This is a genomic window from Kutzneria chonburiensis, assembly GCF_028622115.1.
In the GTDB taxonomy this organism is placed as follows: domain Bacteria; phylum Actinomycetota; class Actinomycetes; order Mycobacteriales; family Pseudonocardiaceae; genus Kutzneria; species Kutzneria chonburiensis.
The window spans coordinates 5938028-5961734 of sequence record NZ_CP097263.1 but is presented as its reverse complement, the minus strand read 5'-3'; the positions used below and the strand labels follow the sequence as shown (position 1 = coordinate 5961734).

Annotated in this window: 23 protein-coding genes; 16 read left to right on the top strand and 7 right to left on the bottom strand. The window is 70.3% G+C overall.

What is annotated here, in order from left to right:
* Window positions 1-90: 90 nt before the first annotated feature.
* The gene (locus M3Q35_RS26940) at window positions 91-837 is read left to right on the top strand and encodes a hypothetical protein (RefSeq protein WP_273935310.1); all 747 of its coding nucleotides are present in this window, start codon (window positions 91-93) and stop codon (window positions 835-837) included.
* A 10-nt stretch (window positions 838-847) separates the two neighbouring features.
* The gene (gene ligA, locus M3Q35_RS26935) at window positions 848-3001 is read left to right on the top strand and encodes an NAD-dependent DNA ligase LigA (RefSeq protein ID WP_379794228.1); all 2154 of its coding nucleotides are present in this window, start codon (window positions 848-850) and stop codon (window positions 2999-3001) included.
* Here the strand turns inward: ligA and M3Q35_RS26930 are convergent.
* Complete coding sequence (locus M3Q35_RS26930) at window positions 2987-3394, bottom strand: hypothetical protein (protein WP_273935308.1); 408 nt, start codon at window positions 3392-3394, stop codon at window positions 2987-2989. The two genes, ligA and M3Q35_RS26930, sit on opposite strands and share 15 nt — an antisense overlap.
* Window positions 3395-3555: 161 nt before the next feature.
* Between M3Q35_RS26930 and M3Q35_RS26925 the strand changes: the two genes are divergently transcribed.
* Window positions 3556-4263 (top strand): 3-keto-5-aminohexanoate cleavage protein, encoded by a 708-nt coding sequence (locus M3Q35_RS26925; protein ID WP_273935307.1) that lies wholly within the window; start codon window positions 3556-3558, stop codon window positions 4261-4263.
* Here M3Q35_RS26925 and M3Q35_RS26920 read toward each other — a convergent pair.
* A complete protein-coding gene (locus M3Q35_RS26920) occupies window positions 4250-5110 on the bottom strand; it encodes a DUF6923 family protein (protein WP_273935306.1) in 861 nt (286 codons plus the stop codon). The genes M3Q35_RS26925 and M3Q35_RS26920 overlap by 14 nt on opposite strands.
* Window positions 5111-5289: 179 nt before the next feature.
* Complete coding sequence (locus M3Q35_RS26915; protein ID WP_273935305.1) at window positions 5290-5943, bottom strand: ACT domain-containing protein; 654 nt, start codon at window positions 5941-5943, stop codon at window positions 5290-5292.
* A 205-nt stretch (window positions 5944-6148) separates the two neighbouring features.
* Here M3Q35_RS26915 and gatC point away from each other — a divergent pair, with 205 nt between their 5' ends.
* From gatC to gatB, 4 genes are read left to right on the top strand one after another with little or no spacing between them, the layout of a single operon-like run.
* Entirely contained in the window at window positions 6149-6448 is a 300-nt protein-coding gene (gene gatC / locus M3Q35_RS26910) for an Asp-tRNA(Asn)/Glu-tRNA(Gln) amidotransferase subunit GatC (protein WP_116178337.1), read from the top strand.
* Window positions 6445-7968 (top strand): Asp-tRNA(Asn)/Glu-tRNA(Gln) amidotransferase subunit GatA, encoded by a 1524-nt coding sequence (gene gatA / locus M3Q35_RS26905; protein WP_273935304.1) that lies wholly within the window; start codon window positions 6445-6447, stop codon window positions 7966-7968. Before gatC ends, gatA begins: the two co-directional genes overlap by 4 nt.
* A complete protein-coding gene (locus M3Q35_RS26900) occupies window positions 7965-8162 on the top strand; it encodes a hypothetical protein (RefSeq protein WP_273935303.1) in 198 nt (65 codons plus the stop codon). The genes gatA and M3Q35_RS26900 overlap by 4 nt, the downstream gene beginning before the upstream one ends.
* Window positions 8159-9661, top strand: coding sequence for an Asp-tRNA(Asn)/Glu-tRNA(Gln) amidotransferase subunit GatB (gene gatB, locus M3Q35_RS26895; protein ID WP_273935302.1), 1503 nt, complete (start codon window positions 8159-8161; stop codon window positions 9659-9661). Before M3Q35_RS26900 ends, gatB begins: the two co-directional genes overlap by 4 nt.
* Before the next feature lie 45 nt (window positions 9662-9706).
* Here gatB and M3Q35_RS48555 read toward each other — a convergent pair whose 3' ends face one another.
* Together M3Q35_RS48555 and M3Q35_RS26880 are read right to left on the bottom strand one after the other, a co-directional pair.
* The gene (locus M3Q35_RS48555; RefSeq protein WP_337960476.1) at window positions 9707-10846 is read right to left on the bottom strand and encodes a GyrI-like domain-containing protein; all 1140 of its coding nucleotides are present in this window, start codon (window positions 10844-10846) and stop codon (window positions 9707-9709) included.
* Window positions 10847-10874: 28 nt separating this feature from the next.
* Window positions 10875-12056, bottom strand: coding sequence for a PQQ-dependent sugar dehydrogenase (locus tag M3Q35_RS26880; protein WP_273935301.1), 1182 nt, complete (start codon window positions 12054-12056; stop codon window positions 10875-10877).
* Window positions 12057-12180: 124 nt separating this feature from the next.
* On the opposite strand from M3Q35_RS26880, the gene M3Q35_RS26875 reads away from it, so the two are divergent.
* The 3 genes from M3Q35_RS26875 to M3Q35_RS26865 are packed head-to-tail and all read left to right on the top strand — an operon-like array spanning window position 12181 to window position 14304.
* Window positions 12181-13107 (top strand): 2-hydroxyacid dehydrogenase, encoded by a 927-nt coding sequence (locus tag M3Q35_RS26875; RefSeq protein WP_273935299.1) that lies wholly within the window; start codon window positions 12181-12183, stop codon window positions 13105-13107.
* Between the two features lie 56 nt (window positions 13108-13163).
* A complete protein-coding gene (locus M3Q35_RS26870; RefSeq protein ID WP_273935298.1) occupies window positions 13164-13745 on the top strand; it encodes a DoxX family protein in 582 nt (193 codons plus the stop codon).
* A 7-nt stretch (window positions 13746-13752) separates the two neighbouring features.
* Entirely contained in the window at window positions 13753-14304 is a 552-nt protein-coding gene (locus M3Q35_RS26865; protein ID WP_273935297.1) for a GNAT family N-acetyltransferase, read from the top strand.
* A 56-nt stretch (window positions 14305-14360) separates the two neighbouring features.
* On the opposite strand, the gene ilvD is transcribed toward M3Q35_RS26865, so the two are convergent.
* Together ilvD and M3Q35_RS26855 are read right to left on the bottom strand one after the other, a co-directional pair.
* A complete protein-coding gene (gene ilvD, locus M3Q35_RS26860; RefSeq protein ID WP_273935296.1) occupies window positions 14361-16205 on the bottom strand; it encodes a dihydroxy-acid dehydratase in 1845 nt (614 codons plus the stop codon).
* Between the two features lie 69 nt (window positions 16206-16274).
* Window positions 16275-16688 carry a PH domain-containing protein gene (locus M3Q35_RS26855; RefSeq protein WP_273935295.1) on the bottom strand — a complete coding sequence of 138 codons (414 nt, stop codon included), beginning with the start codon at window positions 16686-16688 and terminating at the stop codon, window positions 16275-16277.
* A gap of 271 nt (window positions 16689-16959) precedes the next feature.
* On the opposite strand from M3Q35_RS26855, the gene M3Q35_RS26850 reads away from it, so the two are divergent.
* The 6 genes from M3Q35_RS26850 to M3Q35_RS26825 all read left to right on the top strand — a co-directional run bounded on the left by M3Q35_RS26850 (window position 16960) and on the right by M3Q35_RS26825 (window position 23702).
* Entirely contained in the window at window positions 16960-18798 is a 1839-nt protein-coding gene (locus M3Q35_RS26850; protein WP_273935294.1) for an acetolactate synthase large subunit, read from the top strand.
* A gap of 5 nt (window positions 18799-18803) precedes the next feature.
* Window positions 18804-19310 (top strand): acetolactate synthase small subunit, encoded by a 507-nt coding sequence (gene ilvN / locus M3Q35_RS26845; protein ID WP_211765656.1) that lies wholly within the window; start codon window positions 18804-18806, stop codon window positions 19308-19310.
* Window positions 19311-19339: 29 nt separating this feature from the next.
* Entirely contained in the window at window positions 19340-20353 is a 1014-nt protein-coding gene (gene ilvC, locus M3Q35_RS26840) for a ketol-acid reductoisomerase (protein WP_273935293.1), read from the top strand.
* A 65-nt stretch (window positions 20354-20418) separates the two neighbouring features.
* Window positions 20419-20688 carry a DUF397 domain-containing protein gene (locus tag M3Q35_RS26835; protein ID WP_273935292.1) on the top strand — a complete coding sequence of 90 codons (270 nt, stop codon included), beginning with the start codon at window positions 20419-20421 and terminating at the stop codon, window positions 20686-20688.
* Between the two features lie 127 nt (window positions 20689-20815).
* Window positions 20816-22414, top strand: a complete 1599-nt coding sequence (gene serA, locus M3Q35_RS26830; RefSeq protein ID WP_273935291.1) for a phosphoglycerate dehydrogenase — start codon at window positions 20816-20818, stop codon at window positions 22412-22414.
* A 247-nt stretch (window positions 22415-22661) separates the two neighbouring features.
* The gene (locus M3Q35_RS26825; RefSeq protein WP_273935290.1) at window positions 22662-23702 is read left to right on the top strand and encodes a 3-isopropylmalate dehydrogenase; all 1041 of its coding nucleotides are present in this window, start codon (window positions 22662-22664) and stop codon (window positions 23700-23702) included.
* Window positions 23703-23707: the final 5 nt, after the last annotated feature.

The following is a 23707-nucleotide window of genomic DNA, read 5'->3' as shown; positions in this document are numbered from 1 at the left end:
CGTCGGAAACTGGTCGCGAATGGCCGCATTCGCTGGACCGAACGGCCCCAACAGGGGAGACAACGGCGCACCGAGGCGGACAATGGCGGGATGAAGTGGTTCCCGTGGCGGCGCCGTCACGCCGAGCACGACACCCCCGTCGTCGAGCCCGACTCCGAGCAGGTGGCGGAGTGGCTGGAACCCGCGACGGAGAACCCGCAGGCCCGCGCCGACCGGTTCTGGGAACGCTGGAACGAGCTGTTGCCGCAGATCAACTCGGCCCTTGGCGACAGCGAGCCCACGCGCATCGAGCACCTGTTGTGCGAGGAGGTCGCGGCGATCCACCCGGAGCTGCACTTCTCGGTGGAACGCGGCCAGCGCGCCGTCTACGCCCTCGTCGTCACCGGCCAGGAGCGCCCCGATCTGCGCCCCTTGACCGACGCCTGGCAGGCCGCCGCGCCGGATGAGGACATGATCTGGGAGTACCACGACTCGGTGCCGCCGGTGCCGGACCCGACCGAGGTCACCGTCAACATCGGCGATCACCGGCTGCGGCTGGCCGACGTTCGGGTGGTGGCTCAGGTCGACCGGGACGCGGGCGTCGTCGACGTCGCCGTGCACCATCCTGAGCTCGCGGCGCTGACCGACGAGGCCCGTACGGCCATGACCTTCCTGCCGCTCGACGCCACTCTCGGCGAGCGGCTGGCCGCCGAGCGCCTGCGCCGCGTTGAGACCGCCGAGGCGGCCCCGGAACAGGGCATCACGCTGCTGGAGTTGCGGACGATCGTGCGGGGCCTGGCGGGCCAGGACGCCGACGGCAATCCGATCGGTCAGACCACCTGGAGCGGTGACGCCTGACGGCCGGAAACTGTCGGTGGGTGCCGATAGTCTTAGGGCTGTGACCAGCCCCGAAGAGGTTCCCGACGACGTTCGAGCGCACTACGGCGAGCTCGCCGAGCAGATCCGCGGCCACCAGTTCCGCTACTACGTCACGGACTCGCCGACGATCACCGACGGCGAGTTCGACACGCTGCTGCGGGAACTCCAGGGCATCGAGGACACCTACCCGAGCCTGGTCACCCCCGACTCGCCGACGCAGCGCGTCGGCGGCACCTTCTCCACCGACTTCACCACCGTCGACCACCTCGAGCGGCTGCTCAGCCTGGACAACGTCTTCAACACCGAGGACCTCCAGGCCTGGGCCGACCGGGTGCACAAGGAGATCGGCGAGGACGCGCACTTCCTGTGCGAGCTCAAGATCGACGGCCTCGCGCTGAATCTGCTCTACGAGGACGGCAAGCTGGTCCGGGCGCTGACCCGCGGCGACGGCCGCACCGGCGAGGACGTCACGCTCAACGTCCGCACCATCAAGGACATCCCCGAGCGGCTGACCGGCACCGCCGAGTTCCCGGTGCCCAAGCTGGTCGAGGTGCGCGGCGAGGTGTTCTTCCGGCTGGAGGACTTCCCCGACGTCAACGCCGCCCAGGTCGCGGCGGGCAAGGAACCGTTCGCCAACCCGCGCAACTCGGCCGCCGGCTCGCTGCGGCAGAAGGACCCCAAGGTCACCGCGAGCCGCCCGCTGCGCTTCATCTGCCACGGCTTGGGCAAGCGTGAGGGCTTCGAGCCGGAGCGCCAGTCCGACGCCTACCGGGCGCTGGCGGCGTGGGGGCTGCCGGTGTCGCCGCACACCAAGCTGGTCAAGGGGATCGGCGAGGTCGAGGCGCACATCGCCTACTGGGGCGAGCACCGGCACGACGCCGTGCACGAGATCGACGGCATCGTGGTCAAGGTCGACGAGGTGGCGCTGCAACGCCGTCTGGGCTCCACGTCCCGGGCCCCGCGCTGGGCGATCGCGTACAAGTACGCGCCGGAGGAGGCCACCACCAAGCTGCTGGACATCCTGGTCGGCGTCGGCCGTACGGGCCGGGTCACGCCGTACGCCGTGACGGAACCGGTGTTCGTGGCCGGCTCGACGGTGGCGCGGGCGACGCTGCACAACGCGTCCGAGGTCAAGCGCAAGGGCGTGCTGATCGGCGACACCATCGTCATCCGCAAGGCCGGCGACGTCATTCCCGAGGTCCTCGGTCCGGTGATCGACGTGCGACCCGATGACGCCCGTGAATTCGTGATGCCGGTGGACTGTCCGGAGTGCGGCACCACGCTGCGGTACGAGAAGGAGGGCGACGCCGACATCCGGTGCCCCAACCAGCAGTCCTGCCCGGCGCAGCTGCGGGAGCGGCTGTTCTACCTGGCCAGCCGCAAGGCGTTGGACATCGAGGTGCTGGGCTACGAGGCGGCGGCCGCTCTGCTGGAGGCCCATGTCATCGAGGACGAGGGCGACGTCTTCGACCTCGACGAGGACAAACTGCTGCGGACCGAGCTGTTCCGGGCCCAGGACAAGAAGTCCGAGTCCGGCTACAAGCTGTCGGCCAACGGCGCGCGGCTGCTGGTCAACCTGGACGCGGCCAAGGACCGCGACCTGTGGCGGGTGCTGGTGTCACTGTCCATTCGGCACGTCGGTCCGTCGGCCGCGCGGGCGCTCGCGGTCACCTTCGGCTCCATCGACCGGATCTTCGCCGCCAGCGAGGAAGAGCTGGCCGCGGCCGACGGCGTCGGCCCGACCATCGCCGCCGCCGTGCTGGAGTGGCACGAGTGGGAGTGGCGGCGGGACATCATCGAGAAGTGGCGTGCCGCCGGCGTTCGCCTCGAGGAGGAGCAGGACGCCGCCACGCCGCGGGTGTTGGAGGGCCTGTCCATCGTGGTCACCGGGACGCTGCCGGGCTTTTCCCGTGACGAGGCCAAGGAGTCGATCATCGTGCGCGGCGGCAAGGCCGTCGGCTCGGTGTCGAAGAAGACCTCGTTCGTGGTGGTCGGGGAGAGCCCGGGATCCAAGTACGACAAGGCGATCCAGCTCAAGGTGCCGGTGCTGGACGAGGACGGCTTCCGGGTGCTGCTGGCCGAAGGGCCGGACGCGGCGACCGCGGTCGCCACCATCGGGGCAGACGATTCAGTGGACGAATAGGTCGAAGACGTTGCCGGCCATGGACGGCCACTCCGTGACCATCTCCTGGTAGCGCTCGTGCACCGTGGTCGAGGGCGTCAGGTCCCTCGGCTGCGGCGCCGACCGCGGCGCCGAGCTGGTCGGCGCCGGCACCTCCTTGGTCACCACCAGCACCTTCGTCTGCGGCGCCGGCTGCTGCACGATGATCGTGGTCGGCGGCTGCTGGGTCGGCGTGACCGTGGTGGTGCTCGGGGTCGGCGCCGGGGTCTGGCCCGCGTTGCGCACGTCCGTGGCCTGCTCGCTGACGTGCTGCACGGCCATCACGGCGACCACCGCCGCGAAGGTGATGCCGGTGATGCCGGCCGAGACCGCGAGGGCCGCCTCGGGATGCACCACCCGGTGATGGCCTCGCATCACGTCTCCTCGCTTCGTGCCGAGCCCACGCCCTGGCCGCTGGAACGTATCGGAGTAGTCGTGGCCAGTCCAAGCCGTTGTCCGACAACCCACACAGTCTTAGCTCGATCGAATGAATTGGCCCCGTTGCCGTTGCGGCGTTCTCAGGGCACGGTCGAAGCATGCTGCAAGCCTGTCTGAACGGGAGTCGAAGCCGGGACGCCCATCCCGCGCTGCCCGTCACGCCCCAGGAGCTCGCCGCCGACGCCGCTGCCGTCGTCGAGCTCGGCGTGACCGCGCTGCACGTGCATCCGCGTGACGCCGCCGGCCTCGAGGTGTTGGCCGGGCCGGAGGTCGCCACCGCCGTCTCCGTCGTCCGTGCCGCCGTCCCCGGCGTCGAGATCAGCGTCACCACCGGGGCGTGGATCCAGCCCGATCCCGTACGCCGGGCCGAACTCGTCGCCGGCTGGGCCGCGTTGGCCGCCGGCCGTCCCGACACCGCTTCCGTGAACGTGCACGAGGACGGTTGGCAGTCCGTCTGCGCCGCCCTGCACGCCGCCGGCATCGGCATCGAGCTCGGCGTCTTTCACGTGTCAGCCGCACAGACCTTGCGGGCCAACGGCTTCCCGCCCGGCACCGTCCGAGTCCTGGCCGAAGTCCAGCCCGGCCACTCCCCGGATCCCTTGCTGGCCGCCCTTTCCTGGTCGTCCCGGCCCATCCTGCTGCACGGCGAGGACTCCGACGCCTGGCCCGTCCTCGACACCGCCGCCCGGCTCGGCCTCGCCACCCGTATGGGCCTCGAGGACTGCCTGCACCGCCCCGACGGCACCCCCGCCCAGGGCAACGCCGACCTGATCGGCGCTGCCCGAGCGCTGCTCAGAACCGGGTGATGAGCAGGTTGGGGTCGAGCTGGGTGCGGTACGCGGCGCTGGCCACGTAGACGGACTTTCCGCGTACGGCAATGGAAGTGGGGTTGGACAGGCCGTCGGCGGCGGTCAGGGCGATGGTGTGGGAGCCGTCGGGGCGGATGACGGCGAGCCGGCTGGCGGAGTTGATCGCGGCGAGCACGACGGGGCCGTCGAAGGTGAAGTCGTCGATGCCGGCGAGGCCGGTGGCGCGGGTCTGGATCGGGCCGGCGGAACCGTCGTGGCGGACGGGGATCCGCAGCAGCATGCCGGTGTCGGTGTTGCTGACCCAGACGGCCCCGTCATGCACCTTGATGCCGTTGGACCCGAAGCCGGAAACCTTGGCCAGCGGCCCGCCCTGCGCCCAGACCGCGGCCTTGCCGGTGCTCAACGGGATCCGCCACACCTGTCCGGCCGAGGAATCGGTGGCGTAGAGGGTGCGGCCGTCCAGCGCGAGCCCGTTGACGAAGCCGGCCGGCAGCGGCGCGAACAGGGTGGCGGCTCCGTGACCGAGCCGGTAGACGCCGGTCTGCGCGCCGGCGTTGACGTTGACGTAGAGCGTGCCGTCGCCGGTGCGGACGATGCCGGAGACACCGCCCGGCAGCTGGGCCAGGATGGTGATCCGGCCGTCCCTGGTCACCCGCGCGACCTGCCTGGCCCCGTTGAACGTGAGGTCGGCCGAGCCGTCCGGCTCCAGGGTGATGTTCTCCGGCTGCTGATGCGCGGCCAGGTCGAAGTGCACGACCGAAACCTGGCCGGACGCCCACGCCGGCGCCGCGGCGGTGACCGTGGCCAGGGCGACGGCCGCGACGACGGCACTGATTCGGAACACGATGTTCTCCATTCGCTGTCGGTGACCGAAGTATCCCGACGGAATTGGCCGAAATCGCGAAACAGTTGCCTGGGAGAACTCTCAAAATTTACCTAGTAATAACTGTCGCCGCTGGTCGGAGCGATGGCGACGGCCAATTGGAGGTGGTCGCCATCGCCCGGTCGGGCACAGTTTCGCGTTCAGTCCGGCAGGACGACGGCGACGATGCCGGCCAGATGGGCCAGCCGGGCCAGCTCGGCGGCCCGGAACATCGGCCCGCCGGGGCGGCCGACCAGCAGCACCCGCTCGGGCTTGCCCAGCGGTGTGGCGGCCAGCTCGGTGCCGAGCTCCTGCCAGGTCTCGGGCACCCAGTCCTCCTCGCCGTCGAGGATGGTGGCCCGCGGCAGCGGCATCCACGGCACGGTGACCATGCGGGTCTCGGGCGCGGCGGTGCTGGCGGCGACCCGGTGCACGCCGTCGCCGTCGTGCGTGACGACCACGGCCCAGCCGGCCCGCACGATGCGCGGCACGCCCTCGGCGAAGATGGCCAGCCCCTGGGCCGGCTGCGCGGCGATCTCCTCGACCAGCTCCAGCTCACGGTGCGTGTTGAGCACGCCGGCGTACGGCCGCACGGCGTCGACCTCGACGCCCTCGATCGACTCGGCCGCGGTGATCAGCGCGTCCGGCAGGCGACCCGACGGCAGCTCCACCACCAGGTCGTCGATGGCCAGGCCCGGAGCGCGCTCCACCACGTCCACGCTGAGGATGTCAGCCCCGATCTCGCCGAGCGCGGTCGCGACCGCGCCCAGGGTGCCGGGTCGGTCCGGGAGCTGCACCCGGATCAGGAAGGACACGGCGCAACGCCTCCATGCTCGTGTACGGGACCTCGCCGCCCGCACCGGCCGCCGATTGTCGCAGACCGGCGGCCGTGATGAGGATCGTCGTCCGCCAGACGAGACGAAGCCGGCTCGATACCCGCTCGGAGCTGCGCACGGCTGCGTCCTAGACTCGATCGGTCATGCACGTTAGCCCCGCTCACGCTTGGAGGAGCACCTCCGCATGCCCAGCATCTCCCGAGACGAGGTGGCACACCTCGCCCGGCTGGCCAGGTTGGCCGTGACAGACGACGAGCTGGACCTGTTCGCCGGCCAGTTGGACGCCATCCTGAACGCGGTGGCCCAGGTCAGCGAGGTGTCCCAGCAGGACGTGCCGCCGACCTCCCACGCCGTGCCGTTGACCAACGTCTTCCGCGAGGACGTGGTCCGCCCGTGCCTGACCCAGCAGCAGGCGCTGGCCGGCGCGCCGGCCGCCGAGGAGGGCCGCTTCCGCGTGCCCCGCATCCTGGGGGAGGAACAGTGAGCGAGCTCATCCGTCTTTCGGCCGCGGACTTGGCCGACAAGATCCACAAGCGTGAGGTCTCCGCGGTCGAGGTGACGCAGGCCCACCTGGACCGCATCGCCGCCGTCGACGGGGCCGTGCACGCCTTCCTGCACGTCAACGACGAGGGTGCGCTGGCCGCCGCGGCCAAGGTCGACGAGCAGATCGCCGTCGGCGAGGTCGCGTCCCCGCTGGCCGGCGTGCCGCTGGCCCTCAAGGACGTGCTGACCACGGTCGACGAGCCCACCACGGTCGGCTCCAAGATCCTTGAGAACTGGCTGCCGCCGTACGACGCCACCGTCACCGAGCGGCTGCGCGCCGCCGGCGTCGTCATCCTCGGCAAGACCAACATGGACGAGTTCGCCATGGGCTCCTCCACCGAGAACTCGGCGTACGGGCCGACCCACAATCCGTGGGACCTGGAGCGCATCCCCGGCGGTTCCGGCGGCGGCTCCTCGGCCTCGCTGGCCGCCTTCGAGGCGCCGCTGGCCATCGGCACCGACACCGGCGGCTCGATCCGCCAGCCCGGCGCCGTGACCGGCACCGTCGGCGTGAAGCCGACGTACGGCACCGTGTCCCGCTACGGCCTCGTCGCCTTCTCCTCCTCGCTGGACCAGGCCGGTCCCTGTGCCCGGACGGTGCTCGACGCCGCCCTGCTGCACGAGGTGATCGCCGGCTACGACCCGATGGACTCCACGTCCATCAACCAGCCGGTGCGGCCGGTCGTCGAGGCCGCCAGGCAGGGCGCGACCGGCGACCTCAAGGGCGTCAAGGTCGGCGTGGTGCGCGAGTTCCGCGGCGAGGGCTACCAGCAGGGCGTGATCGACTGCTTCGACGCCGCCGTGCAGCAGCTGCGCGACCTGGGCGCCGAGGTCGTCGAGGTCTCCTGCCCGCACTTCAAGTACGCCCTGGGCGCGTACTACCTGATCGCGCCGAGCGAGGCCTCGTCCAACCTGGCCCGCTTCGACGCCATGCGCTACGGCCTGCGGGTCGACGGCGGCGCGCTGGGCGAGCTGTCGGCCGAGGAGGTCATGTCGCTGACCCGCGAGGCCGGCTTCGGGCCCGAGGTCAAGCGCCGCATCATCCTCGGCACGTACGCGCTGTCGGCCGGCTACTACGACGCCTACTACGGCTCGGCGCAGAAGGTCCGCACGCTCATCTCGCGTGACTTCTCGTCCGCGTTCGAGCAGGTGGACGTGCTGGTCGCGCCGACGACGCCGACCACCGCGTTCAAGATCGGCGAGCGGATCGACGACCCGCTGGCCATGTACCTCAACGACCTGTGCACCATCCCGTCCAACCTGGCCGGCAACGCCGCGCTGAGCGTGCCGGCCGGGCTGGCCGCCGAGGACGGCCTGCCGACCGGTCTTCAGGTGATGGCGCCCGCGCTGGCCGACGAGCGGATGTACCGCGTCGCCGCCGCCTACGAGGTCGCCCGCGACGCCGCGCAGGGCGGCCCGCTGATCAACCGCGTGCCCGAACTGGAGGCGATCTCCCGATGAACGTGAACAAGATCCGCCTGGCCATCACCATCGTCGGCTCGCTGATCGGCGTGGTCGCGGCCGGCGCCCAGGCCCGCAAGGCCGTGGCCAAGAACGACAAGCTGTCCCTGGTGAACGCGCTGGCCAGCGTGCTGGTCGCGGTCACCGGTGGGGCGCTGGCCATCCGTGGGGCCCGAAAGGACGGGGACGCGTGACCGCCGTGGCCGAGGTGATGGACTACGACGAGGTCCTCGAGCGGTTCGACCCCGTGCTCGGGCTCGAGGTGCACGTCGAGCTCAACACCAACACCAAGATGTTCTGCGGCTGCGCCAACGTGTTCGGCGGCGAGCCCAACACCCACGTGTGCCCGGTGTGCCTCGGCATGCCCGGCGCGCTGCCGGCCGTGAACGGCAAGGCCGTCGAGTCGGCCATGCGCATCGGCCTGGCGCTGAACTGCGAGATCGCGCAGTGGTGCCGGTTCGCCCGGAAGAACTACTTCTACCCGGACATGCCGAAGAACTTCCAGACCTCGCAGTACGACGAGCCGATCGCCTTCAACGGCTACCTCGACGTGGAGCTGGACGACGGCACGATCTTCCGGGTGGACATCGAGCGGGCCCACATGGAGGAGGACACCGGCAAGTCGCTGCACGTCGGTGGGGCCACCGGCCGCATCCACGGCGCCGACTACTCGCTGCTCGACTACAACCGGGCCGGCGTGCCGCTGATCGAGATCGTCACCAAGCCGATCACCGGCACCGGGGCCCGCGCGCCGGAGATCGCCCGGGCCTACGTGGCCACGCTGCGGGAGCTGCTGCGGGGGCTGAACGTCTCCGACGTGCGGATGGACCAGGGCTCCATGCGCTGCGACGCCAACGTGTCGCTGATGGCCAAGGACGCCACCGAGTTCGGCACCCGCACCGAGACCAAGAACGTCAACTCGCTGCGGTCGGTCGAGCGGGCCGTGCGCTACGAGATGACCCGGCACGCCGCCGTGCTGGCCGGCGGCGGGACGATCAAGCAGGAGACCCGGCACTTCGACGAGTCCACCGCCACCACGCGGGCCGGGCGCACGAAGGAGACCGCCGAGGACTACCGCTACTTCCCCGAGCCCGACCTGGTGCCCATCGCGCCGTCGCGGGAGTGGGTCGCGCAGCTGCGGGACAGCCTGCCGCAGCCGCCGTGGGTGCGGCGCAAGCAGATCCAGCAGGAGTGGGGCCTCAGCGACGCCGAGCTGCGGGACCTGGTCAACGCCGACGCGTTGGACCTGGTTTCGGCCACCGTCGAGGCCGGGGCCAAGCCGGACGACGCCCGGTCGTGGTGGGTGTCGTACCTGTCGCAGCAGGCCAAGACCCTGAACAAGGAGCTGGCCGAGCTGCCGATCACGCCGGCCCAGGTGGCGCGGGTCGTCGCCCTGGTCGCCGACGGCAGCCTCACCAACAAGCTGGCCCGTACCGTCGTCGACGGCGTGCTGGCCGGCGAGGGTGAGCCGGACGCCGTGGTGGAGGCCCGGGGCCTCAAGGTCGTCTCCGACGACTCCGCCCTGACCGCCGCCATCGACGACGCCTTGGCCGCCCAGCCCGACGTCGCCGACAAGATCCGCGCCGGCAAGGTCGCCGCCGCCGGGGCCATCGTCGGCGCCGTCATGAAGGCCACCAAGGGCCAGGCCGACGCCAAGCGCGTCCGTGAGCTGATCATCGAGCGCTGTAGCTGACTCGTTGTGTGAAAAGGCCGTTCCCGGCTTCGGGAACGGCCTTTTTCATTGCTTGACCGGCTGCCGCAGGATCGTTTTCAGCTTGGCCGGCGCCGTTCGGCGGGCGTCGCTGAGATAGATCTCGTGGTGGTCGCCGTTGAAGGTCAGGCCGTTGTCGGGGAGATAGTGGTTGTGCAGGCGGTCCAGCGTGGCGGTTTCGTCGTCGTAGGGGCCGATGTGCAGGATCTGCACGCATTTTCCCTCGGTGAAGGTGTGCAGGCGGACCTTGTCGAGCGCGGGGTTCTCTTTCTTCTTGGCGACGGCATCGACCGCGGAGCGCACCATGTCCTCCGTGATCCAGTCCGGCTGACTGATCATCATGGTCCATTCCCACGACTGTTTGTGTCGTGCGGTGAACACGGACGGATCATCAGCGCGCCACAGTCCTTCCAGCGGTCCGACCGTGAAATCTTTACCGAGGGTCTTCTTGCTGGCGAATTTCAGGGTGTAGGCCACCCCGTACAGCGCTTCGATCGCACTGGCGTATTCGTTCGAGGTGTTCGGATCGCCACGCCCGTCGACCGCGATGTACCGGAGCTCGGGCACGTCGACCAGGGCGAAGTCCTTCGACGACGGCGAGTAGAGCGCCCGATGGGCCTTCTTGATGTCGTACTTGTCCATCGAGGTCTGCATGGCCAGCGTCGCCTCGGTCCAGCCGATGTCCGCCGCGAGCATGGCTTCGCTGTAGTCGAAGATCGCCGTCGCCGCCGTCGGCAGCGGTTCCTGCTCGGCGCGGACCGCCCTGACCTCTTCGTGCTGCCGGCGCAGCTTCTCCAGGCGCTCCGTCAGTCCTGTGGCCACGTCCTTGTCCGGCAGGCCCGGGCTGTTCGCCAGGCCGATCAGGACCCGCGCTCGTACGGGCGTCAGCGTCGCCAGCGCCTCACGCGTGGCCTTTACGCACAGTTCACGGCCTTCCTCCGTCGCACGGAAGGTCGCCCGTGACTTACCCGACGGGGGAGCACCGGCCGTCTCGATCAGGCCGCGTTTGGCCAGCTTGTCCAGCACGTAGTAGATCGAGGAGAAGCCGAGCGCCGTCCATGCGCGCACACCCCGCTCTTCGATCACCCTCTCCAGCTCGTAGCCGTGACGTGGCTGTTCGACCACCAGCCCCAGCACCGTCAACTCGCCATCGGTCAGCTCGGCCATGCCCCCTATTCTAGCGCTAGAATATGAGTCAGTCCTTGGGCTGGCCGCCGTTGGGCTTCGGGATGATGATCGCCCGGTCGTCGCTGGACACCGGCTTGCCGCCGTCCTTGTTGACCGTGCCGACCAGGAGCGTGTTCTGGTCCACCACGTCCATCGCGCCGATCAGGCCGTAGCCGCCCGGGCCGTCCATGATCGTGCTCGGCTTGCCGGTGAAGCCGCCCGTCTTGGCCAGTACCAGCACCTGGATGCCCGGCTTGTGCACCGTCGCCACGCTGATCTCGTCCGTGAACGCCGCGCAGCCCGCCACGCCCGGCTTGTCCGGCCAGCTCCAGGCCGGTGTGCCCAGTTGGGGTTGGCCCGGCGTGATCCGGTACAGCTGGTCCGCGTTCGGCGTCTGGTCCGTCACCCAGGCCGCGCTGCCGTCCGCCGCCGTGCACATGCCGCCCGGGTCTTGCAGGCCGCTGATCACCACCGCCGAGGACGGGTTCGGGTTGCCTGCCGCCGGGTGGCCCAGGCCGTCGATGCGCAGCACCTTGCCCGCCAGCGTCGACGGGTCGTTCGCCGCCGCCGCGTTGCCCGCGTCTCCCGTCGCCACCAGCAGTGCGCCGCTCCGGTCCACCGCCAGCACGCCCCGGTTGTGCGTCGGGCCCTTCGGGATGCCCGTCAGGACCGGCTTCGGCGTGTCCCCGACCGCGAACCGCATCACCCGGTTGTCCGTCGCCGTCGTCACGTAGGCGTACACCAGTTGGTCTTGCTGGTACGTCGGCGACAGCGCCAGCCCCGTCAGCCCGCCGTCCGTCGCCGCGTCCACTTGGATCGTCGCCACCGGCTTCGGCTCTTGGCCCCTTTGCACCGCCAGCACCCGGCCCGTCGTCCGCTCCGCCGCCAGGCCACTAGCCCCGCCCGGCAGCGCCGCCACCGCGGCGAGCGGCGCCATGCACGTGCCGATCACGTTTTGGTCGAAGTCCGTGCACCCTTGCGGCGGCGGCACCTGCCGGGGCGTCCCGTTCGGCCCTTGGACGTTCCCGCCGCCCTCCGCGTTCGACCCGCCCGGCGCATTCGGCTCAGGTCCCGGCGCCTCGGTCAGCTTCGGCTGCGGCTGCCAGTCCTGGACGCCCGCCCCGTTCGACTGATCCGGGAAGCTCGCACACCCGCCGAGCAGCAGTCCGAGCGCCACCGACGAGGCAACAACCCGGCTAGCTCTCCGCATGATGCCCGAGCGTAAGCGCGCCCACGTGAACCCCAGGTGAGCACCCCCTGTACCCCGTGCCCCCTTCCCGGGCGACAAGCACGAGACGGGACCGGGAGCAGGCCGTGCGGACTAGGGTCGGGGCGTGACCGATCACGAGGCGATCACTGTGCTGGTGCCCGACGAGCATGCGCTGGAGGCGCTGGCGGCGGTCGAGGGTGTCCGGACGGTGCGGTACGACGTCGAAGGGGAGCTGCCGGCGGAGGCGGGGGAGGCGGAGGTGCTGATACCGCCGTTCCTGGCGGGCAAGCGAGCGGTGCCGCTGGTGGAGAAGCTGCCGAAGCTGAAGCTGGTGCAACTGCTGAGCGCGGGGGCGGAGGTGTGGCTGGGCCGGCTGCCGGAAGGGGTGAAGCTGTCGACGTGCCGGGGAGCCCACGGGGGGAGCACGGCGGAGTGGGTGGTGGGAGTGCTGCTGTCCTTCTACCGGCACCTGCCGTATTTCCTGGACGCGCAGCGGGAAGGGCGCTGGGCGTTCCAGGTCACGGACACGCTTCAGGACAAGCGGGTGCTGATCGTGGGGGCGGGGGATCTGGGCCATCAGCTCGCGAAGAGGCTTGAACCGTTCGACGTGGAGACGACGATCGTGGGGCGCACGGCTCGGGAAGGCGTGCGGGGGGAAGAGGAGCTGCCGAACCTCATCGGACAGTACGACGTGGTGGTGATGGTAGTACCGCTCACATCCGACACGACGGGGATGGTGGACGCGCAGTTTCTGGCGCGGATGAAGGACGGGGCGATTCTCGTCAACGGGGCGCGGGGGCCGGTGGTGGACACGGATGCGCTGGTGGCCGAGTTGCAGACAGGGAGGATCAGGGCGGCGCTGGATGTGACGGAGCCGGAACCGCTGCCGGAAGGTCATCCACTGTGGAGTGTGGACGGCCTGCTGCTCACGCCGCACGTCGCCGGCAGCTGCACGGGGCGGGAGAAGAGGGCGTACGGGGTGGCGGCAGCGGAGGTGGCGAGGTTCGTCAAAGGTGAAGAACCGCGCAACCTGGTACACGGCGAGTACTAACCGACTGCTCTGTTCGGCGGTCGTTCGGCGGCCGAAGGTTGCCTATCCTGCCGCCGGTGAGCACCTTCGAAACGGGGTTGCACCACCTCGATGACGACGAAGAGCCCGAGTACGGCACCACGCTCGCGTACGAGGAACCACCATCCCGGCCGGTCGCGCCCTGGCACGGCGGGGCGGACCTGGGGCTGCTCGGCCTGCGCCTGATGCTGGGCGGCCTGGTCGGAGTGCACGGCGCGCAGCGCACGCTGGGCTGGTTCGGCGGCCACGGGCTCGGCGACTTCGCGAAGTCGTTGCAGCAGGCGGGTTTCCGCTACACGGACATCCTCGCGCCGGCCCTGGGCTATGCCGAGCTGGGCGGTGCGGTGCTGATCATCCTCGGCCTGTTCACGCCGCTCGCGGCGGCCGCGGTGCTGGCGGTGGTGGGCAACACGATCATCCTGCAGTGGAACGGCGGCCTGAACGACTACGAGCTGGCGGTGGCCCTGGCCGGCGCGGCCTTCGCGGTGCTGTTCGCCGGCCCGGGCCGGATCTCGCTGGACCGTCGCACGCCCTGGTACCGGCACGCCCTGGCCTACGGCACCTCGCTGTTCTCGCTGGCCGTTATCGCGGTTGCCGCGCTGCAACTGCTGCTGAGATAACTGACCCATGCTCTCCTTGCCGCTGGCTGAAGACGCCGAACTGACCCCGCTCGAACCCTGGCAGGCGGACGAGTTCGCCGAGCACATCGACCGGCACCGCGCGCACCTGGCTCCGTGGATCCCGCTGGCCAGCACGGTGACCGACACCGAGAGCGCACGGGAGCTGCTCCAGCGCTACGCCGACCACCAGGCGGCCGGGGCCGGCCGGCTGCTGGGCATCCGGCTGCGCGGCGAGCTGGTCGGCGCGATCCTGTTCGTGCAGTTCGACCTGACCACCGGCAACTGCGAGCTGGGCGTCTGGCTGGCCCCGCACGCCCAGGGCCACGGCCTGATCACCAAGGCGGCCCAGCTGATGATCGACTGGGCCTTCGACGTGCGGGGCATGCACCGCATCGAGTGGATCACGATGACGGCCAACGAGCGCAGCAAGGCCGCGGCCAAGCGCCTCGGCATGACCCTGGACGGCGTCCTGCGCGAGTCCTACCTGTTCGGCGGCCGCCGCCACGACTCGGAAATCTGGTCACTCCTGGTGACCGACCCCCGCCCCTGGAAGTTGTGAACGGACCATTCCAAAACTCCGAGTTTTGGAATGGTCCGTTCCGACCGCTGAAGCGGTTACAGAGAGGGGTCGCGGACGGCGCCGGTGGCGGCTGAGGTGGTGAGCTTGGCGTAGGCGCGCAGGGCCAGGGTGACCTGGCGCTGCCGGTCACGCGGCTGCCACGGCCGCTCGCTGGACTCCATCTTGGCCCGGCGCTCGGCCAGCACGGCCTCGTCGACCAGCAGTTCCAGCTTGCGCTCGTGCACGTCGATCAGGATCTGGTCGCCGTTCTCGACCAGGCCGATGACGCCGCCGTGCGCGGCCTCGGGCGAGATGTGCCCGACGGAGATGCCCGACGAGCCGCCGGAGAACCGGCCGTCGGTGATCAGCGCGCACTTCTTGCCGAGGCCGGAGCCCTTGAGGAACGCGGTCGGGTGCAGCATCTCCTGCATGCCGGGACCGCCGGCCGGGCCCTCGTAGCGCACGACGATGACCTCGCCCGGCTGGACCTCCTTGTTGAGGATGACCGAAACGGCCTCCTCCTGGCTCTCCACGACCCGCGCCGGCCCCTGGAAGCGCCACAGCTCTTCCTCGATGCCGGCGGACTTGATCACGGCGCCGTCCACGGACAGGTTGCCGCGCAGCACCGCGAGGCCGCCGTCCTTGGTGTACGCGTGCGCGACGTCGCGGATGCAGCCGCCATCGGCGTCGGTGTCCAAAGAGGACCACCGCGCCTCGGTGGAGAAGGCCTGCGTGGTGCGGACTCCGCCCGGCGCGGCGTGGAACAGTTCCAGCGCCTCCTCGGACGGCGACGCGGCGCGAATGTCCCAAGTGGACAGCCACTCCGACAGCGAAGGGCTGTGCACCGAGTGCACGTCCTCGTTGAGCAGCCCGCCCCGCCACAGCTCGCCCAGCAGCGCGGGAATGCCACCGGCCCGGTGCACGTCCTCCATGTGGTAGTCGGAGTTCGGCGACACCTTGGACAGGCAGGGCACGCGACGGCCGACCGCGTCGATGTCGGCCAGCGTGAAGTCGATCTCACCCTCCCGCGCGGCGGCGAGGATGTGCAGCACGGTGTTGGTGGAGCCGCCCATGGCCATGTCCAGCGCCATGGCGTTCTCGAACGCCTTGCGGTTGGCGATGGAGCGCGGCAGCACGGAGTCGTCGTCCTCGCCGTACCAGCGCTTGCACAGCTCGACGACGGTGGTGCCGGCCTTCTCGAACAGCGACCGCCGGGCCGCGTGGGTGGCCAGCGTGGAGCCGTTGCCGGGCAGCGAGAGGCCGAGCGCCTCGGTGAGGCAGTTCATCGAGTTGGCGGTGAACATGCCCGAGCACGAACCGCAGGTCGGGCAGGCCGAACGCTCGACGACGGTGAGGCCGTCGTCGTCGACCTCCTGGCTGGCCGAGGCCGAGATGGCGGTGATCAGGTCGGTCGGGGCCTGCGCCACGCCACCGACGACCACGGCCTTGCCGGCCTCCATCGGACCACCGGAGACGAAGACCACCGGGATGTTCAGCCGCAGCGCGGCGTTGAGCATGCCCGGGGTGATCTTGTCGCAGTTGGAGATGCACACCAGCGCGTCGGCCTGGTGGGCGTTGACCATGTACTCGACCGAGTCGGCGATGATCTCGCGGGAGGGCAGCGAGTAGAGCATGCCGCCGTGGCCCATGGCGATGCCGTCGTCGACCGCGATGGTGTGGAACTCACGCGGCACGCCGCCGGCCGCGCGCACGCCCTCGGCCACGATGTCGCCGAGATCACGCAGGTGCACGTGGCCCGGCACGAACTGGGTGTAGGAGTTGGCGATCGCCACGATCGGCTTGCCGAAATCGCTGTCGGTCATGCCGGTGGCCCGCCACAGCGCGCGGGCGCCCGCGGCGTTGCGTCCGTGGGTCGTGGTGCGGGAGCGCAGCTGGGGCACTGCTCCTCCAAAAACTGATTGGCCTTGCGGAAAAGTTGACGTGGACCGGGTCGCGGCTCGCAGACCAGGTTACTCCGCGTCCCCGGCGGCGGCGTCGGGATCGGACAGCCGGCCGCCGGACAGTGCCGCCAGCATCGGCAGGTGCCGGGTGCGCACGCCGGGCAGCGGGACCAGCTCGTCCCCGGCCAGCACGGCGTTGAGCCAGCCGCGGCGGGGCAGCTTGAGCGAGCGGATGTCGGCCCAGGCCAGCGTGCGGGAGCCGAACAGGGTCCGGGTGCGCAGCTGCTCGGAGTCGACCACCGTGCGGGTGCGCAGGATCCACACCGCGCCCACGATCGGGATCAGGTAGAGCAGCGCGAACACCGCGTTGGTGGACGCCACCACCGGCGACTCGCAGATGGCCAGCAGACCCAGCGGGAGCAGGCCGGTCGTCGGCACGCGAAAGATCACTCGTTGGACGGACGGCGGGGCGGACTCACTCACGTTCACGATCCTCGCACCTGGGCTTTTCGTTCCACCATCCGGGAGCGTTTTCCCGCAGAGTTGACGCCCGGACCCGGCCAGCAGTACCGTCCGAGCCATGCTGCGTGACACCGGCCTCGTACTTCCGAGGCGCGCCGACGCCTAGGGACCATGAGTCCGCGTCGGCGCGCGACCCTCGTTCGACCACGTTTCGAGTGTGGTTGACGGGGGTTTTTTCATGCTTGTTGCACCATGAATCCTCCGCAGGACCACCGACCCCGAGGCAGCCCCGATGACCAGCGCACCCTCGCGACAAGCCCCGGTCCCCGGCGCGACTCCGCCGCGCCCCGGCCCGCCACCGAAACCCGCGCCGCCCGGCGGCGCCCCGGTCCGCGTGACCGGCTCCGCCTCGCTCGTGCGCTCGCTCGAGGCCGTCGGCTGCGAGGTCGTGTTCGGCATTCCCGGCGGCACGATCATGCCGGCCTATGACGCGCTGCTCGACTCCACGACGCTGCGCCACGTGCTCGTCCGCCACGAGCAGGGTGCCGGCCACGCCGCCACCGGCTACGCGCAGGCCACCGGCAAGGTCGGCGTGTGCATGGCCACCTCCGGCCCCGGCGCGACCAACCTGGTGACGCCGCTGGCCGACGCCTACATGGACTCCGTCCCGGTGGTCGCCATCACCGGCCAGCAGAGCCGGGCGCTGATCGGCACCGACGCGTTCCAGGAAGCCGACATCTGCGGCATCACCATGCCGATCACCAAGCACAACGTGCTCGTGACCGACCCGGCGGAGATCCCGCGGGCGATCGCCGAGGCGTTCCACATCGCCAGCACCGGCCGACCCGGCCCGGTCCTGGTCGACATCCCCAAGGACGTGCTCCAGGAGACCACCTCCTTCTCCTGGCCGCCCGAGCTGCGCCTGCCGGGCTACCGCCCGACCACCCGCCCGCACGGCAAGCAGGTCCGCGAGGCGGCCAAGCTGATCACCGGCGCACACCGGCCGGTGCTCTACGTCGGCGGCGGCATCATCAAGTCCGGCGCCACCGCCGAGCTGCTGGAGCTGGCCGAGCTGACCGGTATCCCCGTGGTCACCACGCTGATGGCCCGCGGCGCGTTCCCGGACTCGCACCCGCAGCACCTGGGCATGCCCGGCATGCACGGCACGGTCGCGGCCGTCGCGGCCATGCAGAAGGCCGACCTGCTGATCGCGCTGGGCACCCGCTTCGACGACCGGGTCACCGGGCAGCTCAGCTCGTTCGCGCCGGACGCGCAGATCGTGCACGCCGACATCGACCCGGCCGAGATCTCCAAGAACCGCCGCGCGGACGTGCCGATCGTCGGCGACTGCAAGGAGATCCTGGGCGACCTGATCGCCGCCGTGAAGGCCGAGCGGGAGCACACCGCGACCGCCGACATCGCGCCGTGGGTCACCGAGACGTACGGCTGGCGGGAGACCTATCCGCTGGGCTACGACTGGCCGTCCGACGGCGCGCTGGCCCCGCAGTACGTGATCGAGCGCATCGGGCAGATCGCCGGCCCGGACGCGATCTACGCCGCCGGCGTCGGGCAGCACCAGATGTGGGCCGCTCAGTTCATCAAGTACGAGCGTCCCAGCAGCTGGATCAACTCCGGCGGCCTCGGCACCATGGGCTTCGCCGTGCCGGCCGCCATGGGCGCCAAGTTCGGCGCGCCGGACAAGGTGGTCTGGGCCATCGACGGCGACGGCTGCTTCCAGATGACCAACCAGGAGCTGGCCACCTGCGCCATCGAGGGTGCGCCGATCAAGGTCGCCGTGATCAACAACGGCAACCTCGGCATGGTCCGGCAGTGGCAGAACCTGTTCTATTCGGAGCGGTACTCGCACACCGACCTCGGCACCCACAAGCACCGCATCCCGGACTTCAAGATGCTGGCCGAGGCGCTGGGCTGCGCCGGGCTGCGCTGTGAGTCCAAGGAGGACGTGGACGCCACGATCCAGCAGGCGATGGAGATCAACGACCGCCCGGTCGTGATCGACTTCGTGGTCGGCAAGGACGCGCAGGTGTGGCCGATGGTGGCTGCCGGCACCGGCAACGACCAGATCATGGCCGCCCGCGGCATCCGCCCGCTGTTCGACGAGGACGTGTGATGACGATGACCAAGCACACTCTGTCCGTCCTGGTCGAGAACAAGCCGGGTGTCCTTGCCCGCGTGGCCGGCCTGTTCTCCCGCCGTGGCTTCAACATCGAGTCGCTCGCGGTCGGCCCGACCGAGCACCCGGACATCTCCCGGATGACCATCGTGGTCGGCGTGGACGAGCTGCCGCTGGAGCAGGTCACCAAGCAGCTCAACAAGCTCATCAATGTCATCAAGATCGTCGAACTGGAACCGACCACGGCCGTGCAGCGCGAGCTGCTGCTGGTCAAGGTCCGTGCCGACGCCACCGTGCGCAGCCAGGTGCTGGAGACGGTGCAGCTGTTCCGCGCGAAGGTGGTCGACGTTTCGCCCGAAGCGCTGACCATCGAGGCAACCGGAACCGGCGACAAGCTCGACGCGCTGCTGCGGATGTTGGAGCCCTACGGCCTGCGTGAGATGGTGCAGTCCGGCATGGTCGCCATCGGACGCGGCGCCCGCTCCATCACCGCCACCGCGGCCCGCTAAAAATCCTCGGAAGGAACACAAGGAAAGCCATGACTGTCGAGACCTTCTACGACGACGACGCCGACCTCGGCATCATCCAGGGCCGCAAGGTGGCCGTCATCGGCTACGGCAGCCAGGGCCACGCCCACGCGCTGAGCCTGCGCGACTCCGGTGTGGACGTTCGCATCGGCCTGCCCGAGGGCTCGAAGTCGCGGGCCAAGGCGGAGGAGGAGGGCCTGCGGGTCCTCACCCCGGCCGAGGCGTCGGCCGAGGCCGACCTGATCATGATCCTGGCTCCGGACACCAAGCAGCGCAAGATCTACGCCGACGACATCGCGCCCAACCTTAAGGACGGCGACGCGATCTTCTTCGGGCACGGCTTCAACATCCGCTACGGCCTGATCACACCGCCGTCGAACGTGGACGTCGCGATGGTCGCGCCGAAGGGCCCGGGCCACCTGGTGCGCCGCCAGTTCGTGGACGGCAAGGGCGTGCCCTGCCTGATCGCGGTCGAGCAGGACGCCACCGGCGGCGCGCAGGCGCTGGCCCTGTCCTACGCGAAGGGCATCGGCGGCTCGCGCGCCGGCGTCATCAAGACCACCTTCAAGGAGGAGACCGAGACCGACCTGTTCGGCGAGCAGGCGGTGCTCTGCGGCGGCGCCTCCGCGCTGGTGCAGACCGGTTTCGAGGTGCTCACCGAGGCCGGCTACGCCCCGGAGATCGCCTACTTCGAGGTGCTGCACGAGCTCAAGCTGATCGTCGACCTGATGTACGAGGGCGGCATCGCCAAGATGCGCTACTCGATCTCCGACACCGCCGAGTACGGCGACCTGACCCGCGGCCCGCGCGTCATCACGCCGTCGGTCAAGGAGGAGATGAAGAAGATCCTGGGCGAGATCCAGGACGGCACCTTCGCCACCGAGTGGGTGAACGAGGACGAGGCCGGCCGCCCGAACTTCACCAAGCTCCAGCAGGAGGGTGAGGCGCACCCGATCGAGCAGGTCGGCAAGAAGCTGCGCGGCCTGATGTCGTGGGTGGACCGTCCGATCACCGAGACGGCCTGAGCTTTCCCCCTGGACGGCCCTCGCTCCCTGCGGAGCGGGGGCCGTTCGCCGTTACGCTGCCGGGCGTGAGCAACGACTCCGTGCCGATCTATGACGACAAGAAGCAGGTCCGCGGCAGCCTGGACCTGACCGGCGTGCGGTGGCAGCGCGGTGACGGCGACGACACCGAGGGCGAGCACGTCGAGGTGGCCTTCGTGCCGCACACCGACGGCGTCACCTACGTGGCGATGCGTAATTCCGCCCAGCCGACCGGGCCCGTTCTGGTGTTCACTCCCGCGGAGTGGGACGCCTTCGTGAAAGGCGCGCGGGACGGCGAGTTCGATGAGCCCTGGTAGTTACGGGGAAGTTAACATCACCCCTTCCATCACGGCGGCCAACTCGTAGGATGCGACGAGGTCCAGCACAGCGTCGTGCCGGTGGCCCGTCCGAGTAAGTCGCGCGCGTCAAACCTGGAGCTGTGTCGTGACCAATGCCAGTCGTCCCGTCGTTCTGATCGCCGAGAAGCTCGCGCCATCCACCATCGAGGTGTTCGGGGACGAGGTGGAGATCCGCCACGTCGACGGCACCGACCGGGCCGCCCTGCTGTCCGCCGTCGCCGACGCGGACGCGCTGCTGGTCCGCTCGGCCACCCAGGTGGACGCCGAGGTGTTCGCGGCGACGAGCAAGCTCAAGGTGGTCGCCCGCGCCGGCGTCGGCCTGGACAACGTGGAGGTGCCGGCCGCCACCAAGCACGGTGTGCTGGTGGTCAACGCGCCCACGTCCAACATCACCTCGGCCGCCGAGCACGCCGTCGGCCTGCTGCTGGCGGTGGCCCGCCGCATCCCGGAGGCCTCGGCCAGCCTGCGCGGCGGCGCCTGGAAGCGCAGCTCGTTCTCCGGCGTCGAGCTGCTGGGCAAGACCGTCGGTGTGGTCGGCCTCGGCAAGATCGGCCAGCTGTTCGCGGCCCGTATCGCCGCCTTCGGCACCGAGCTGATCGCGTACGACCCGTACGTCGCGCCGGCCCGCGCCGCGCAGCTGGGCATCGAGCTGGTCAGCCTGGACGAGCTCCTCGAGCGGGCCGACGCGATCTCCATCCACCTGCCGAAGACCCCGGAGACCAAGGGCCTGATCGGCAAGGAGCAGCTGGCCCGGACTAAGAAGGGCGTCATCATCGTCAACGCCGCCCGTGGCGGCCTCGTCGACGAGACGGCGCTGGCCGAGTCCATTCGGGACGGTCACGTCGGCGGCGCCGGCATCGACGTCTTCGAGACCGAGCCGACCACGTCCTCGCCGCTGTTCGAGCTGCCCAACGTCGTGGTGACGCCGCACCTCGGCGCCTCGACCGCCGAGGCCCAGGACCGCGCCGGCACCGACGTGGCCCGCTCGGTGCGGCTGGCCCTGCGCGGCGACTTCGTGCCTGACGCGGTCAACGTGGCCAGCGGCGGTGTGGTCAACGACGAGGTGCGCCCGTACCTGCCGCTGGCCCAGAAGCTCGGCGTGGTGCTGTCGGCCCTGGCCGGCAAGGCCCCGGCCTCGGTGACCGTGACCGTCCGTGGCGAACTGTCCAACGAGGACGTCTCGGTGCTGCCGCTGGCCGCGCTGCGCGGCGTGTTCTCCGGCATCGTCGACGAGCAGGTCACGTTCGTGAACGCGCCGACGCTGGCCGAGACCCTTGGCGTGTCGGTCAACCTGGTCAAGGAGGCGGAGAGCGCCAACCACCGCAGCCTGCTGACCGTGAGCGCCGCGCTGCCGGACGGCACCGCGCTGCGCGTCTCCGGCACGCTGTCCGGCCTCGACGGCGTGGAGAAGCTCGTCGAGGTCAACGGCCGCGGCTTCGACCTGCGGGCCGGCGGCGAGCTCGTGCTGCTGGAGTACCAGGACCGGCCGGGCGTCATGGGCACCGTCGGCACCCTGCTCGGCGAGGCCGGCGTCAACATCGAGGCGGCGCAGATCTCGCAGACCAAGGACGGCTCCGACGCCGTCATGCTGCTGCGCGCCGACCGCCCGGTCGACGCCGGCGTGCTGGAGCCGATCGGCGCCGCCGTCGGCGCCCACACCGTGCGCTCCATCTCACTGATCTGACCGTTTTGTCAGGAAGGGGGCCTTCCTGCACTCGGAGTGGAGGAAGGCCCCCTTCACGGCAGGTTGGGGCCGGTCAGGGGCGCAATGTCACCCGTACGGGTGGCGATTGCGCCATCCGGGTGTCCCGCACTTCGGGAGAGATCACCCCAGAAGCGTGTTCGGACTCCGATTAGTAGGGGAAGTACGGGTAGCCTCACGCGAGAGATGGATGGTCCCGTGATGGGACCGAACTCCGGGAGGTGTGTGGATGCGGCTCGCGGTGATCCCAGGTGACGGGATCGGGCCCGAGGTAGTTGCCGAGGCGCTGAAGGTACTCGGCGAGGTGGTTCCGACAGCGGAGATCACCCGGTACGACCTCGGTGCGGCGCGGTGGCATGCCACCGGGGAGCTGCTGCCGGAGTCCGTGCTCGGCGAGCTGCGCCAGCACGACGCGATCCTGCTCGGCGCGGTCGGCGACCCGTCGGTGCCCAGCGGGATCCTGGAGCGCGGGCTGCTGCTGCGGCTCCGGTTCGAGCTCGACCACCATGTCAACCTGAGGCCGGCTCGGCTGTACCCGGGCGTGCGCAGCCCGATCGCCGACCCGCCCGACATCGACATGGTCGTGGTGCGCGAGGGCACCGAGGGCCTGTACGCCGGCAACGGCGGCCTGCTGCGCAAGGACACCCCGCACGAGATCGCCACCGAGGTCAGCATCAACACCTCGTTCGGCGTCGACCGCGTGGTCCGGGACGCCTTCTCCCGGGCGCAGGCGCGTCCGCGCAAGCACCTGACCCTGGTGCACAAGACCAACGTGCTCACCCACGCCGGCTCGCTGTGGTCCCGGGTCGTGGAGGAGGTGTCGCTGCTGCACCCCGAGGTGACCGTCAACTACCAGCACGTCGACTCCGCCACCATCCACATGGTCACCGACCCCGGCCGGTTCGACGTGATCGTCACCGACAACCTGTTCGGCGACATCCTGACCGACCTGGCCGCCGCCGTGACCGGTGGCATCGGCCTGGCCGCCAGCGGCAACCTCGACGTCACCCGCCGCAACCCCAGCATGTTCGAGCCCGTGCACGGCAGCGCGCCCGACATCGCCGGGCAGGGCATCGCCGACCCGACCGCCGCCGTGCTGTCGGTCGCCCTGATGCTCGACCACCTCGGCGAGCACGAGTCCGCCCGCCGGATCGAAGCATCCGTCGCCTTCGACCTGGCCACCCGCGACCACGCCTCGCCCGGCGCCACGTACGCCATCGGCGACCGCCTCGCGGCCCTGGTCTCGAGCAACACCCGCACCACCGCCTGACCCAC

Bases quoted from the DNA above. Each gene is read 5' to 3' on its own strand.
- M3Q35_RS26900 (WP_273935303.1), top strand. From the start codon at position 7,965: ATGAACGTGAACAAGATCCGCCTGGCCATCACCATCGTCGGCTCGCTG.
- M3Q35_RS26940 (WP_273935310.1), top strand. From the start codon at position 91: ATGAAGTGGTTCCCGTGGCGGCGCCGTCACGCCGAGCACGACACCCCC.
- ilvC (WP_273935293.1), top strand. From the start codon at position 19,340: ATGACTGTCGAGACCTTCTACGACGACGACGCCGACCTCGGCATCATC.
- M3Q35_RS26925 (WP_273935307.1), top strand. From the start codon at position 3,556: ATGCTGCAAGCCTGTCTGAACGGGAGTCGAAGCCGGGACGCCCATCCC.
- M3Q35_RS26930 (WP_273935308.1), bottom strand. From the start codon at position 3,394: ATGCGAGGCCATCACCGGGTGGTGCATCCCGAGGCGGCCCTCGCGGTC.
- M3Q35_RS26865 (WP_273935297.1), top strand. From the start codon at position 13,753: ATGCTCTCCTTGCCGCTGGCTGAAGACGCCGAACTGACCCCGCTCGAA.
- gatC (WP_116178337.1), top strand. From the start codon at position 6,149: ATGCCCAGCATCTCCCGAGACGAGGTGGCACACCTCGCCCGGCTGGCC.
- M3Q35_RS26850 (WP_273935294.1), top strand. From the start codon at position 16,960: ATGACCAGCGCACCCTCGCGACAAGCCCCGGTCCCCGGCGCGACTCCG.
- M3Q35_RS26825 (WP_273935290.1), top strand. From the start codon at position 22,662: ATGCGGCTCGCGGTGATCCCAGGTGACGGGATCGGGCCCGAGGTAGTT.
- M3Q35_RS48555 (WP_337960476.1), bottom strand. From the start codon at position 10,846: ATGGCCGAGCTGACCGATGGCGAGTTGACGGTGCTGGGGCTGGTGGTC.
- ilvN (WP_211765656.1), top strand. From the start codon at position 18,804: ATGACCAAGCACACTCTGTCCGTCCTGGTCGAGAACAAGCCGGGTGTC.
- M3Q35_RS26880 (WP_273935301.1), bottom strand. From the start codon at position 12,056: ATGCGGAGAGCTAGCCGGGTTGTTGCCTCGTCGGTGGCGCTCGGACTG.